Source organism: Nocardia sp. NBC_01327, assembly GCF_035958815.1.
GTDB lineage: Bacteria > Actinomycetota > Actinomycetes > Mycobacteriales > Mycobacteriaceae > Nocardia.
Map to the genome: position 1 here is coordinate 7,287,081 of NZ_CP108383.1, position 13,761 is coordinate 7,300,841.

A 13,761-nucleotide genomic window follows, 5' to 3' on the forward strand; every position below is an offset into this window, starting at 1 on the left:
GGGCGTGGCCCGTTGACAAGCAACTCCTCAGCAACAATCGTCGATGTTTGAGATCGTCGACAGGCGGAATGCTCGAGCTGATCAGGCCGCGCGGTTGGCTCGGGCCTACTGAGCCTCGGGCCGGGACAGAGGAGTCTGCGTGAATTCACCGGTGGGTGCGCACAGGTCGACGGGATCGGGGGCGGACAGCCTCGGGTACGTCATCTTCATTACCGCGGCAGCCGCCATGGGCGGATTCCTGTTCGGGTACGACAGTTCGGTCATCAACGGGGCTGTCGAAGCCATCCGCGACCGGTACGACATCGGGTCGGCGACGCTGGCGCAGGTGGTGGCCATCGCACTGATCGGCTGTGCGATCGGTGCGGCCATCGCGGGGCGGATCGCGGATCGGATCGGGCGCATCTGGGTTATGCGGATGGCCGCGGCGCTGTTCACCGTCAGTGCGATCGGATCGGCGCTGCCGTTCGCGCTGTGGGATCTGGCCATGTGGCGGGTGCTGGGCGGCATCGGGATCGGCATGGCCTCGGTGATCGGGCCGGCCTATATCGCCGAGGTGTCGCCGCCGGCGTATCGCGGGCGGCTCGCCTCGTTCCAGCAGGCGGCGATCGTGCTCGGCATCGCGATTTCGCAGTTGGTCAATTTCGCGATTCTGAAGATGGCGGACGGCAACCAGCGCGGACACATCGGGGGGCTCGAGGCTTGGCAGTGGATGCTCGGGGTGATGGTCATACCGGCGACGCTGTACGGGCTGTTCTCCTTTGCCATTCCGGAGTCGCCGCGGTATCTGATCTCGATCGGCCGGATCGATCGGGCCAAGAAGGTGCTCGAGGAGGTCGAGGGCGACAACCCCGACCTGGATGCGCGGGTCTCGGAGATCCAGCAGGCGATGCACCGTGAGCACAAGGCCTCGTTCCGGGATCTGCTCGGGTCGAAATTCGGCTTCCTGCCGGTGGTCTGGATCGGTATCGGGCTGTCGATGTTCCAGCAGCTGGTCGGCATCAATGTGGTGTTCTACTACTCCGCCACGCTGTGGCAGTCGGTCGGGATCAATCCTTCGAGTTCGTTCTTCTACTCCTTCACCACCTCCATCATCAATATCGTCGGCACTGTCATCGCCATGGTGCTGGTGGACCGGATCGGCCGGAAACCGCTGGCGCTGATCGGATCCAGCGGTATGGCGATATCGCTGGCCCTGGAGGCCTGGGCGTTCTCGGCCAAGCACGGATCCGGCGACAATGTGGCGCTGCCACACCTACAGGGCGTTGTCGCGCTGGTCTCGGCGCATGTGTTCGTACTGTTCTTCGCCATGTCCTGGGGTGTGGTGGTGTGGGTGCTGCTGGGCGAGATGTTCCCCAACCGGCTGCGCGCCGCCGCACTCGGAGTCGCGGCGTCCGCGCAGTGGATCGCCAACTGGGCCATCACGGCCAGTTTCCCGAGCCTGGCCGACTGGAACCTGTCCGGCACCTACGTCATCTACGCCGCCTTCGCCGTGCTCTCGATTCCCTTCGTGCTCAAGTGGGTTCCCGAAACCAAGGGCAAAACCCTGGAGGAGATGGGCTGAGCCGCATAACGCCGGGGCGGTGAGTTAGTTGTCCAGGACCTGGTGCAGCTTGGCGGCGAAGCCGTCGGGGTCGCCCTGCTGGCCGAATTCGCCGCCGAGGAATCCGGCGTGGTTGCTCGGGAAGACGGCGGGGGCGGCGCCGAGTTTCGCGGCGATGGCTTGTGCGCTGCGGCAGGCCAATTCGCCTTCGGACTCGATGCCGGTGGCGATGACTACGCGGGTGGAGGCGGTGCGGAGGGCGTCGAAGTCGACTTCGTAGTGGGTGCAGGTGATGATGTTCTGGCCGAGCAGGGGGTCGCCGCGGGTGCCGTCGTCTTCGGTGGGCAGGCCGAACATGGCGGGGTCCATGGGCTGGTCGACGAACGCGGCGGGGATCTCGCCCTTCATGGAGACCAGGGCGATGAATTTGGCCATGGCGGGGCCGAAGCCGTCGCGCTCGTAGGTCTCGTGGATGTTCGTGGTCGCGGCGAGGGCCTGTTCGGCGTCGGCGCCGTAGCGGACGGCCGGCGGCTCGTGCGCCACCACGGTGAGGATCTGCTCCGGGTGCTTCGTCACCAGGGCGAGCGCGTTGACCGCGCCGCCGCTGCTGCCGAACAGGTCCACGGGGCCGCCGCCGAGCGCGTCGATGACCCGGTGCAGGTCATCGGCGTGCTGCTCGGGAGTGGACTCGCTGGCGGGGTCGTCCTTGGTGCTGCGGGCGGTGCCGCGCGGGTCGTAGGTCACGACCGTACGGTCCGAGAAGCGTTCGGCCAGGCTGACGAAGCCGCTGGCATCCATCGGCGAGCCGATGATCAGCAGTGTCGGCTTATCGCCGGTGCCGCTCTCGGCCTGCCGGACGTCGTAAGTAATGACAGCGCCGGGGGCTTCCAGGGTGTAGGTCTTCATCTCGGACATCGGTGGCTCCTTGCTAGGTCGGTTGCTGGGTAGACGAACCGCGCCGGCAAAAATCATCGGTCTCCGCAGAGCGTACGGCCGCTACTTGATGATCTTGGTGATCTGACCCGCCCCCACCGTGCGGCCGCCCTCGCGGATGGCGAACTTCAGCCCCACCTCCATGGCGATCGGCTGGATCAGGACGACGCTCATCAGGACGTTGTCGCCCGGCAGGACCATTTCGACCTCCTTCGGCAACGTCACCATTCCGGTCACATCCGTTGTGCGGAAATAGAATTGGGGGCGGTAGTTGACGAAGAACGGGGTGTGGCGGCCGCCCTCCTCCTTGGACAGGATGTAGGCCTGGCCCTCGAATTCGGTGTGCGGGGTGACGGTGCCCGGCTTGATGACGCACTGGCCGCGTTCGACGTCCTCGCGCTTGATACCGCGCAGCAGCAGGCCCACGTTCTCACCGGCCTGGCCCTCGTCCAACAGTTTTCGGAACATCTCGATGCCGGTGACGATGGTTTTGGTGGTCTTCGGGCGGATGCCGACGATCTCCACCTCGGCATTGACCTTCAGGACCCCGCGTTCGATGCGGCCGGTGACCACCGTGCCGCGGCCGGTAATGGTGAAGACGTCCTCGATCGGCATCAGGAAAGGCTTCTCGACATCACGGGTCGGAGTGTCGATCCAGTCGTCGACGGCATTGAGGAGTTCGGTTATGCCGGAACCCCATTCGCCGGTGGGGTCTTCCAGCGCCTTGAACGCGGAGATACGGATCACGGGGGTGTTGTCGCCGTCGAAGTCGTACTCGCTGAGCAGGTCGCTGACCTCCATCTCGACCAGCTCCAAGATCTCCTCATCATCGACCATATCGCACTTGTTCAGTGCCACAACCATTTTGGGGACGCCGACCTGGCGGGCCAGGATGACATGCTCCTTGGTCTGCGGCATGGGGCCGTCGGTGGCGGCGACCACCAGGATCGCGCCGTCCATCTGCGCCGCACCGGTGATCATGTTCTTGATGTAGTCGGCGTGCCCGGGGCAGTCGACGTGCGCGTAATGGCGGCGCTCGGTCTGATACTCCACGTGCGCAATGGAAATGGTGATGCCGCGCTGGCGCTCCTCCGGAGCCTTGTCGATCGCCTCGAACGGGGTGAAGGGATTCAAATCCGGATATTTGCTGTGCAGCACTTTGGTTATCGCCGCGGTAAGGGTGGTTTTACCGTGATCGATATGACCGATGGTGCCGACATTGACATGCGGCTTGGTTCGCTGGAATTTCGCCTTCGCCACTGGAATCCTCCTGCGCGCTACGATCCGAAGCGGGCGGCAGGGGCTCGGAGTGGACACCGCCTGGCGGGCCCGACGACAGTGTCTTCCCAGCGTAGGGGGCGGATGCGGCGCAATGTCGGGGAAATGCGGGAATACGACGTCCAGCGGAGTTGACGGAAGATCAACTGGGAGTGCGTAGTTCGAGATACTCGGGGGCGACCGCGTCGGTGAGCCAGACGCCGTTTCCGGTGACGTAGAAGATGTGGCCGTCCCGGCACATGGCGGCTGTGTCGACGATGAATACCGCGGGGCGGCCGTGCCTGCTGCCGACATTCGTCGCGGTATCCAGGTCCGCCGACAGATGCACGGCATGACGATTCATCGGCAGCAAGCCCTCGGCCAGGATTACCGGGACCGTTCGCTCACCGGTGCCGTGATAGAGCACGGCAGGCGGATCGGCGGGCTCGTAACCGAGATCGACCGGAATCGAATGTCCTTGGCGCGCACGGATCATGATGCCGGTGTCGTCGAATTCGAAGCGCTTCTTATTGTTCTGCTCCACCACTGTCTCGAGGTGCGCGCGGGTGAAACGGTGACCACGGGCGGCCGAGAGTCGCAGCAGGTCGTCTACGCGCACCCAGCCGGCCGAATCCGGGTCCAGGCCGATGGCTTCCGGGCGATGCCGCAGCCAGCTCGACAGGCGTTTGGACAGGCGGACGATTTCCTTGTCATTCATACCCGGCACACAGTCCCGCATCCGCGGGTGCGGCGCAAGCGAAATTCCGGAGTGTTCCCGGCCACGATCACGCTGAGCGGAAGCACATGCCTCTGCGGGCATACGTCATTCGACCGGCAGGGACCTCGCGGCAGCGCTCGAACAGGGGGCGCGCCGGACAGGTGGCCGCTCGGCGCTCCCAGTAATCTGGGCGCATGACAGCTGTTGCAGATCGTTCGCTCGGACCGGAATTGGCACGTACCGAGAGCATCGGCGAGGCCGATGTGCTGGTCGTCGGACTCACCTCCTCCGATGATGGGCCTGCGATCGCCCCGGCGGATGCCTTCGAGGATGTGCTCGACGCCGATACGCGGGAGACGCTGCTGGCCGCACTGCGCGCAGTCGGCGCGAAGGGTAAGCCGGAGGAACTGACCCGGATTCCCGCACCGGCGGGACTCGGCGTGGACAGCGTGCTCGCCGTCGGGCTGGGCGCGGCGGACAAGATCGATGCCGAACAGATCCGCAAGTCGGCGGGCGTGGCGGGGCGGGCGCTGACCGGCGTCGGCACCGCGGTCACCATTCTGTCGGGGCTGGACCTCGGGGCGGCCGCGGAGGGGTTCTACCTCGGCGCGTACCAGTTCAGTGAGTTCAAATCCGGCAAGTCCGCGCCGAAGCCCGGCGACCAGCCGGTGCAGCGGGTCGAATTCCTCGTTCCCGATGCGGGATTCGGCGAGGAGGCCTTCTTCCGGGCCCAGGCGGTGGCCGAAGCCATTGCCACCGCACGGGATTTCGTGAACACTCCCCCGAGCCACCTGTACCCGGCCGAATTCGCCGACCGGGCAGCGGAATTGGCCAAGGCAGCCGGGCTGCTGGTCGAGGTCATCGACGAGAAGGGGCTTGCCGCTGACGGATACGGCGGCATTCTCGGCGTCGGCAAGGGGTCCTCGCGGCCGCCGCGGCTGATTCGCATCACCTATGCCGGTGGCGACACCAAGGTCGGGCTGATCGGCAAGGGTATTACGTTCGATACCGGCGGCATCTCCATCAAGCCTGCTCAGGGTATGGAGAACATGACCTCCGATATGGGCGGCGCGGCTGCGGTCATCGCCACCACGCTGCTGGCGGCGCGGTTGAGCCTGCCGATCACGGTCACCGCGACCGTGCCGATGGCGGAAAACATGCCCTCGTCCACCGCGCAGCGGCCGGGCGATGTGCTCACGCAGTACGGCGGGACGACCGTCGAGGTCATCAATACCGATGCGGAGGGGCGGCTGATTCTGGCCGACGCGATTGTCCGTGCGGGAGAAGATGATCCGGACTACATCATCGATGTCGCGACGCTGACCGGTGCGCAGATGGTCGCTCTCGGCACCCGGACGCCCGGTGTGATGGGCACCGACGAATTCCGGGATCGGGTTGCGCGCATCTCGCAGGCGGTCGGCGAAAACGGCTGGGCCATGCCGCTTCCCGCGGAGCTGCGGGCGGATATCAACTCCAGGGTTGCCGATCTGGCGAATGTCGCGCCGCATCGGTGGGGTGGAATGCTTTCGGCGGCACTGTTCTTGAAGGAATTCGTGCCGGAGGGTGTGCAGTGGGCGCACCTGGATGTGGCGGGGCCGGCGTACAACACCGGTGGGCCGTTCGGGTACATCGGTAAGGGTGGGACGGGTGTGCCGGTGCGCACGCTGATTTCGACTCTCGAGGACATCGCGGCCGAGTAGGCGCGATCCGGCCTGAGCGGTCAAAGACTCGCTTGGAGCGTCAAATATTGACGGCCCAGGGGAGTTTTCGACCGCTCAGGCCGGTTTCAGTAACCCTCGCGCGCCCGCCGCTGCAGAATCCGGAGCCGGGCGTCGTGGTCGCGCATGCGCTGGGGGTAGCCGACCTTGCGCACGTCGTAGACGGGGATGCCCAGGGTGGTGGAGAGCTTCTGTGCGCCGCGTTCGCCGACGACTCGGCGGGTCCATTCGCCGTCGAATGCCACCAGCACGACTGTCACATCGGTGACCGTGGTGCGTGGTTCGACGAAAGCCTCGACGCCGCGGTGCGTTCGCGTCCATTCCGCGAGATGGGCCGCGTCGGCCGGGTCCGCGCCTCGGTTCGAGGCGACGCTGCGGCCGAGAAAATCCAGGAAACTCATGTCGTAACCTCCTCCCCGGAGGTCGACTTCACACCGCCGGTACCTCGATAGTGCCAGCTCTTCGGGGGTAGGGGCGGGTCTCTCGGCAATTCCGAAGGGATACCTCAGCTACTCCTCAGGAGCGGCTCAGGAGATGGCGTGTGCGAGGGGCTGTGAGCGGGCAGCGACGGCCGAGCCGCGGATGCGCTGCTGGTGCGAGGGGATTGGAGGACGGTTCCTCCGGACCGATGCAAGCCAGCCTCGGGCGCTGTCGGGGGCCGCGCCGATTCCGGCCGAAACGCTCGGGTTCTTCCGGACCGGGCAGCAGTTTGCCGGGAGCTACTCGCGGTGCTACCTCGCGGTGACCATTTCCATAAATGGTCATTCGCGACATTTGGTGCAATTCACGGCAATTGAGCGGCCGAATCCCGCATATCTACAAACCCCCTATTCACAATTGCGGAATGGCAGTTGCCGATTTGTCGCCGGTACCCGCTAATCTCATCGTCGTGGGCACTGGGGTGGAGGTGTATGCCGTCGAATTGCGCAGTGCGGCTGACTGGCTCGATGGCGCGGCGCGGGATCTGGGTGAGCGCATCGACTCGCATATGCGTGCGGTGCGCGGGTTCGTCGGCGCCGAATGGACCGGTGCGGCGGCGGGTTCGCACGAAGAGCCTTGGACGGATTGGGAGGACGGGGCTCGGCGCACCATCGCGTCCTTCCGCGCGGATGCGGGGATGCTGCGGCAGGCGGCCAATGAGTACGAGCTGGATGACCGGTCCCGCGCCGATGCGACCGATGCCGCCGGGTCGAGCCTCGATCTGCCCGGAGTGTGAGCGGTGGTCGACTATCGGGTGGATCTTGTTGGGCTGCAACAGCTGATCGATGCGACCGCCAAGCTGGAGACCGCGATCGAACAGCAGGTGACGGCGATCGAGGAACGTGTGGACGCGCTGCACGTGAGCTGGTCGGGCGAGGCGGCGAGCGGGCATCGGCGGGCGCACGACCAGCGGATAACCGGAGTCGCCGAAATGCGCACGGCGCTGCGGGAGTTGCGCGCCAAGCTCGGAATCGCGCGGGATGCCTATGCGAAGGTCAGCGAGACCAATCACGGGATGTGGCCGTGAGCGCCCCGGCTGTTCCACTGATCCTGTGCCGATCCGGCGAATATCATTCCGCCGCAGCGGTATTCGGCACGCTCGCACAGGATGCGGCCACCACTCACATCGGGCTGCTCGCCGTGCTCGATTCCGGTGCGGGTATGGCGGGCAGCGATAGCATCGGGCAATCGTGGGCGTCCTCCTATGACGAGGCGGCCGGCTTGGCGCTGTCGGCATCGGAGCGTCTTATCACCGCGTCCTCGACCACTGCCGACCTCATCACGACCGGTGCCCACAACCACGAAACCGGTGAAGCCACAGCGAATTTCGGCAAATCCGCTCCCCCGCCCGCACCCGCGGCGTGGCCGGTCCCGTGTGTGGTCACCCAAGCCGCGTCGGCCGCAGGCGATGGCATCCCCGAACCGTTCGGCTGGTCGCTCATCAAAGATCTGGTCGGCGCCGCGTGGCCCAACGGCCACCAGGACGAACTGCGCGCCGCTCAGACGGCATGGTTCACCACCGCCGCCGACCTGCGCACCCTCGCCCTGCGCATCCCCGAAGCCCTCACCCTCCTCGGCAATCAGCAATCCACCGAGATACCCACCGCCCTCACCACCTGCACCGAACGCCAATCAGACCTCAACTCCCTCGCCGACATCACCCAAACCCTCGGCAACGCCTGCGGCGAGTACGCCAAGCACCTCGACGACGCCCACCACCAAATCCTCGACGAACTCAAAGAATTCGCCCTCGAATCCCTCATCGGCGAGGGCCTCTTCGCCGCCGCCACCCCCTTCACCGCCGGCCTCTCCGAATACCTCGGCAACGCCGCCCTCGCCGCCCGCCTCGCCGCCAAAGCCCGCCGCGTAGCCACGATCATCACCGAACTCGCCACCCGCGCAGCCGCAATCACCACCAAAACCCTCGCGCCCCTCCTCGAGCACCTCCGCCCGCTGGTGGCGAAGATCGGGAAGTGGATCGATGACGCCAGGGTGACACTCGTCGGCGCACCGGCAACCGGCAGCGCCGCACCGGCCGACGAAATCCTCGCGGCTGTGCGAACAGTGAATCCTGGCAACGGAACCGTGAATTGCGTGAACTGTGTGGTCACCACCGACCGGGTCCTCGATGGGCTGGAGGTCTCGGCACCGCTCCACGGACCTGCGCCGATCGCGGTGCTGGAGAAGTATTTCGGTGCGAGATTCGCCGCGACAACCGGGCGCCCCGAGATCGAGCAGCTGCTGACCGACGCCGGTGACGGCGCGCGCGGCGTGGTGTTCGCCTCGAACGGTCCCGGGCAGGTAGGTCATGTCTTCAATGTCATCAACGAACAAGGCACCGTCCGATTCCTCGACGGTCAGAGTGGCGGCGAAGCAGTATTCGACGGCTTCAAGAACTTCTACGTGATGAGGTACAGATGACGAATATGAGCACAGCCAGGAAATCCGCGGAGCAGAAGCTGGCCGAACTCGCGGCAGCCAACCAATTGGGCGAAGTTCGAATCGTGGAGGACGCGATCGTCGAAACCGAAACCGATTGGTACTTCCCGTACGACGCCGTCGCATTCATCGAACGTGGCGATATCTCTGCTGCACTCGCGGGAAACATCCCCATCCGAGTGACGAAGAGCGACGGCCAGATCAGTCTCTCCCCGCCGCCCAGGTAAACATGTTCACTCCGCAATGGATTGCGGCGAGCAGGCCTGCCGCTTCAGCGAACGTCGAGCGAACTCGGGGTGCGACACGCGTGGGGCTTGTGATGCAGGCCTCGTGGTGTGGGTTGGTCGGGGTTGTGGGGGGTTTTGTCGGGTTGGTGGTTCCGGTGAACGGCCGCCCTGTGACACGCCGCACGCGATCGAGTGCAAGGATGGGGAACCGGAACAACAACCTACGGGTCTCCGGGGCTGCCGAAGGGTTGGCGGCCGCACGGGCTTTCGTCGCGACCAGCGGCGGACGCCCGCCGGGGGACGAACTGTTTAACCCGACGAGCAGTTAGAGGAGTCAAAGCACATGGCCTTCTCCGTCCAGATGCCGGCTCTTGGTGAGAGTGTCACCGAGGGCACTGTGACCAGGTGGCTGAAGCAGGAAGGCGACACGGTCGAGGTCGACGAGCCGCTGCTCGAAGTCTCCACCGACAAGGTCGACACCGAGATCCCGTCTCCCACCGCGGGCGTGCTGGTCAAGATCAGCGCCCAGGAAGACGATGTGGTCGAGGTCGGTGGCGAACTCGGCGTGATCGGCGACGCCGGCGAGGCTCCGGCCCCCGCCGCCGCCCCAGCTCCTGCCGAAGCCCCTGCCCCGGCACCCGCACCTGAGCCCGCCCCGGCCCCGCAGCCCGAGGCCGCCGCACCGGCACCCGCCGCTGCCGCGCCCGCTCCGGCCGCCGCCTCCGGCAACTCGGCCTCCGGCACCTCGGTGAAGATGCCCGAGCTCGGAGAGTCCGTCACCGAGGGCACCGTCACCCGCTGGCTGAAGCAGGTCGGCGATTCGGTCGCGGTCGACGAGCCGCTGCTCGAGGTCTCCACCGACAAGGTCGATACCGAGATCCCGTCGCCCGTCGCCGGCACCCTGCTGGAAATCACCGCGCAGGAAGACGACGTCGTGAACGTCGGCGGCCAGCTCGGTGTAATCGGCAGTGGCGCACCGGCTGCCGCTCCGGCGCCTGCCCCGGCCCCCGCACCCGCCCCGGCACCGGCCCCCGCGCCTGCCCCGGCTCCCGCGGCCGCCGCTCCGGCACCTGCCCCGGCTCCGGCCCCCGCGCCCGCCCCGGCACCGGCTCCCAAGCCTGCTCCGGTTCCGGCCGCGGCCACCCCGGCCGACGAGCCCTCCACCAATGGCGGCGGCCCCTACGTGACCCCGCTGGTCCGTAAGCTCGCCACCGAAAACGGCGTCGACCTGGGCACCCTCCAGGGTTCCGGCGTCGGCGGCCGCATCCGCAAGCAGGATGTGCTGGCTGCCGCGGAAGCCAAGAAGGCGCCGGCTCCGGCCGCCGCCCCGGCTCCCGCTGCCGCCGCTGCTCCGGCCGCGCCCGCCGCCACCGCGGCCGCGCGTCCGAACCTGGCACACCTGCCGGGCACTGTGCAGAAGGCCAGCCGCATCCGGCAGATCACCGCCACCAAGACCCGGGAATCGCTGCAGACCACCGCGCAGCTCACCCAGGTCCACGAGGTCGATCTGACCAAGGTCGTGGCATTGCGCGGAAAGGCCAAGGAGGCCTTCAAGGCTCGCGAGGGCGTGAACATCACGTTCCTGCCGTTCTTCGCGAAGGCGGCGATCGAGGCGCTCGGGGTGCACCCGAACGTCAACGCCTCCTACAACGAGGACACCAAGGAGATCACCTACCACTCGGTGGTCAACCTCGGCATCGCCGTGGATACCGAGCAGGGGCTGCTGTCCCCGGTCATCCACAATGCGAACGATCTGTCGCTGGCCGGGCTGGCGCGTGCCATCGCCGATATCGCCAACCGCGCGCGCAATGGTGGCCTGAAGCCGGACGAGCTGTCCGGTGGCACCTTCACCGTCACGAATATCGGTTCGCAGGGCGCGCTGTTCGACACCCCGATCCTGGTTCCGCCGCAGGCGGCCATGCTCGGAACCGGCGCAATTGTCAAGCGCCCCATGGTGATCACCGACAGTGGCAGCGAGTTCATCGGCATCCGCTCGATGGCCTACCTGCCGCTGACCTACGATCACCGGCTCATCGACGGCGCCGACGCGGGCCGCTTCCTCACCACCATCCGGCACCGGTTGGAAGAGGCGGCCTTCGAGGGCGACCTCGGCCTGTAAGTACTCGGTATGAAGGTCGTGGTCGCCGGGTCGTCCGGGTTGATCGGGACGGCGCTCGTCGCGGCACTGCGCCGCGACGGGCATGACGTCACCCGTTTGGTGCGCCGTCCCGCCAACGCACGCGATGAATTCCGCTGGGACCCGGCCCGTGCCGATCTGGACGAACGCGCGCTGCGCGGTGCCGACGCCGTAGTGAATCTCTGCGGCGCCGGTATCGGGCGGCGGCGCTGGAACGGCAGCTACAAACAGGAGCTGCGCGACAGCCGCATCGTCCCGACCGATGTCCTGGCCTCCGCGGCCGCCGCCGCGGGAGTGCCGACGCTGGTGAACGCCAGCGGTGTGCACTACTACGGCGGCGACAGCGGCGACCGCATCGTCACCGAAACCTCGCCTGCCGGAACAGGATTCCTGGCCGGGCTGTGCCGGGACTGGGAAGCCGCCGCACAACCGGCCGCCGAGGCCGGAGTTCGCACCATTCTGCTGCGCAGCGCCGTCGTGCTGGCGCGGCACGGCGGCATGCTCGGAATGCTCTATCCCCTCTACTTTCTGGGCCTCGGCGGCAGGCTCGGCAGCGGACGGCAATACGTCCCGTGGATCTCGCTCGACGATGAGATCGGCGCAATTCTGTTCGCCCTCACCGAGGATTCGCTCTCGGGCCCGGTGAATATGGTCGGCCCGGCGCCGGTCACCAATGCGGAATTCACCCGCGCGCTGGGACGCGCCCTGCATCGGCCGACTCCCCTGATGGTGCCCGCCTTCGCGCTCCGCATGACCGTGGGCGAATTCGCCGATGAGGGAATCCTGCACGGCCCCAGAGCCATTCCCACCGCTCTGGAAGAGGCCGGGTACTCCTTTCAGCACCCCACCATCGGCGCGGCCCTGGCCGCGACCGTCGGCCGCTCCTGATTCCACGACACCCGGTGTGACGGGCGCGATACAGGTCACAGGGCGTTCGCCGATAGCGTGTGACCGGTGAGCAATGAACCTCCCCTGCTCGCGCCCGCCGAGCTGCTGGTGCGGGATGCGCGCGAGAGCGATCTGCCGGAGATCCTGGCGATCCACAACACTGCCATCGCCGAGACCACGGCCATCTGGGATACCGAACTCGCCGATCTGGCCGAGCGGCAGGCCTGGTTCGCGGCCCGGGCCGCGGCCGGATGTCCGGTGCTGGTGGCCGAGATCGACGGCGCGGTCGCGGGATATGCCAGTTACGGGCAGTTCCGGCCGAAGTCGGGTTACCGGTTCTCCGTGGAGAATTCGGTGTATGTGTCCGAGCGGTTCCATCGGCGCGGAGTGGCCAAGGCGCTCATGGCCGAGCTGCTGGTGCGGGCGCGCGAGGGCGGGGTGCACACCATGATCGCGGCGATCGAATCCTCCAACACCATCTCCGTCACCCTGCACGAGAAGTTCGGGTTCCAGGTGGTCGGACAACTGCCCGAAGTGGGGCACAAGTTCGGGCGCTGGATGGATCTGACGCTGATGCAGCTGACGCTCCCCGATGGCGTAGCGTCGCAGCGGTGAGTGATAGCAAGACGGCCGCCACCCCGGCACACCGGGGGGCATCGGCCCGGCTCGACGACACACCCCTGCTCGTCGAAGATCTGGGCCTCATCGATTACAACGACGCCTTGGAAGTACAGCGCGGCATCGCCCGCGAGCGGGCGGAGGGCATCGGCCACGATCGGCTGCTGCTGCTGGAGCATCCCTTCGTCTTCACCGCGGGCCGCCGCACCGAAGCCGCGGATCTGCCGATGGACGGCAGCCCGGTGATCGAGGTGGATCGCGGCGGGAAGATCACCTGGCACGGTCCGGGGCAACTCGTCGGCTACCCGATCATCCGGCTCGCCGAGCCCGTGGATGTGGTCGCGTACGTGCGCCGCCTGGAGGAGGCGCTGATCACCGTCTGCGCCGGGCTCGGACTGGACACCGGACGCGTGGACGGTCGTTCGGGCGTCTGGCTGCCCGCCACCGAATTCCTGCCCGAGCGCAAGGTCGCGGCCATCGGTGTGCGCGTGCAGCGCGGCGTCGCCATGCACGGCATCTCGCTGAACTGCAATTCGACCCTCGACGGCTTCCAGGCCATCGTGCCGTGCGGCATCCGCGATGCCGGCGTCACCACGCTGACCCGCGAACTGGGTCGCGAAGTGACCGTCGAGCAGGTGCGCCCGCTCGTTGCCGATGCCATCACCCGGGCGCTCAACGGCGAACTGCCCGTCACCGACCACAGCTTCGCGCGCCCGGCCCCCGTTGCCGCACCGGTGCCCGCCAAAGCCGAATGATCACGAGCGTAGGGTGAACTGAGTGACCTCCGTCGATACCCCGACATCGAA

At 66.9% G+C, this 13,761-nt stretch carries 14 protein-coding genes; 10 read left to right on the top strand and 4 right to left on the bottom strand.

From position 1 onward, the window contains the following. Positions 1-139 precede the first annotated feature (139 nt). On the top strand, positions 140-1,561 hold the full coding sequence (locus OG326_RS33685; RefSeq protein ID WP_327141162.1) for a sugar porter family MFS transporter: 1,422 nt from the start codon (positions 140-142) through the stop codon (positions 1,559-1,561). 24 nt (positions 1,562-1,585) lie between these two features. Here OG326_RS33685 and OG326_RS33690 read toward each other — a convergent pair whose 3' ends face one another. From OG326_RS33690 to OG326_RS33700, 3 genes are all read right to left on the bottom strand, one after another. Continuing rightward, positions 1,586-2,455 (bottom strand): alpha/beta fold hydrolase, encoded by an 870-nt coding sequence (locus OG326_RS33690; protein WP_327141163.1) that lies wholly within the window; start codon positions 2,453-2,455, stop codon positions 1,586-1,588. A gap of 81 nt (positions 2,456-2,536) precedes the next feature. After that, complete coding sequence (gene tuf, locus OG326_RS33695; RefSeq protein WP_327141164.1) at positions 2,537-3,733, bottom strand: elongation factor Tu; 1,197 nt, start codon at positions 3,731-3,733, stop codon at positions 2,537-2,539. A gap of 160 nt (positions 3,734-3,893) precedes the next feature. Then, positions 3,894-4,448: an RNA 2'-phosphotransferase gene (locus OG326_RS33700; RefSeq protein ID WP_327141165.1), complete on the bottom strand. Its 555-nt coding sequence runs from the start codon at positions 4,446-4,448 to the stop codon at positions 3,894-3,896. A gap of 194 nt (positions 4,449-4,642) precedes the next feature. On the opposite strand from OG326_RS33700, the gene OG326_RS33705 reads away from it, so the two are divergent. Next, positions 4,643-6,148 (top strand): leucyl aminopeptidase, encoded by a 1,506-nt coding sequence (locus tag OG326_RS33705; protein WP_327141166.1) that lies wholly within the window; start codon positions 4,643-4,645, stop codon positions 6,146-6,148. 86 nt (positions 6,149-6,234) lie between these two features. Here OG326_RS33705 and OG326_RS33710 read toward each other — a convergent pair whose 3' ends face one another. Next, positions 6,235-6,567 (bottom strand): oxidoreductase, encoded by a 333-nt coding sequence (locus OG326_RS33710; RefSeq protein WP_327141167.1) that lies wholly within the window; start codon positions 6,565-6,567, stop codon positions 6,235-6,237. A gap of 488 nt (positions 6,568-7,055) precedes the next feature. Between OG326_RS33710 and OG326_RS33715 the strand changes: the two genes are divergently transcribed. The 8 genes from OG326_RS33715 (at position 7,056) to lipB (ending at position 13,710) form a co-directional block, all read left to right on the top strand. Beyond that, positions 7,056-7,382, top strand: coding sequence for a WXG100 family type VII secretion target (locus tag OG326_RS33715; protein ID WP_327141168.1), 327 nt, complete (start codon positions 7,056-7,058; stop codon positions 7,380-7,382). A gap of 3 nt (positions 7,383-7,385) precedes the next feature. Further along, positions 7,386-7,673 (top strand): WXG100 family type VII secretion target, encoded by a 288-nt coding sequence (locus OG326_RS33720; RefSeq protein ID WP_327141169.1) that lies wholly within the window; start codon positions 7,386-7,388, stop codon positions 7,671-7,673. Then, positions 7,670-9,067, top strand: a complete 1,398-nt coding sequence (locus OG326_RS33725; protein WP_327141170.1) for a toxin glutamine deamidase domain-containing protein — start codon at positions 7,670-7,672, stop codon at positions 9,065-9,067. Before OG326_RS33720 ends, OG326_RS33725 begins: the two co-directional genes overlap by 4 nt. 5 nt (positions 9,068-9,072) lie before the next feature. After that, positions 9,073-9,312 carry a YrhB domain-containing protein gene (locus tag OG326_RS33730; RefSeq protein ID WP_327141171.1) on the top strand — a complete coding sequence of 80 codons (240 nt, stop codon included), beginning with the start codon at positions 9,073-9,075 and terminating at the stop codon, positions 9,310-9,312. A gap of 343 nt (positions 9,313-9,655) precedes the next feature. Next, entirely contained in the window at positions 9,656-11,431 is a 1,776-nt protein-coding gene (gene sucB, locus OG326_RS33735; protein WP_327141172.1) for a 2-oxoglutarate dehydrogenase, E2 component, dihydrolipoamide succinyltransferase, read from the top strand. A gap of 9 nt (positions 11,432-11,440) precedes the next feature. Then, entirely contained in the window at positions 11,441-12,337 is an 897-nt protein-coding gene (locus OG326_RS33740) for a TIGR01777 family oxidoreductase (protein WP_327141173.1), read from the top strand. A 102-nt stretch (positions 12,338-12,439) separates the two neighbouring features. Continuing rightward, positions 12,440-12,952 carry a GNAT family N-acetyltransferase gene (locus OG326_RS33745; protein WP_327146660.1) on the top strand — a complete coding sequence of 171 codons (513 nt, stop codon included), beginning with the start codon at positions 12,440-12,442 and terminating at the stop codon, positions 12,950-12,952. Beyond that, complete coding sequence (gene lipB / locus OG326_RS33750) at positions 12,949-13,710, top strand: lipoyl(octanoyl) transferase LipB (RefSeq protein ID WP_327141174.1); 762 nt, start codon at positions 12,949-12,951, stop codon at positions 13,708-13,710. Before OG326_RS33745 ends, lipB begins: the two co-directional genes overlap by 4 nt. Positions 13,711-13,761: the final 51 nt, after the last annotated feature.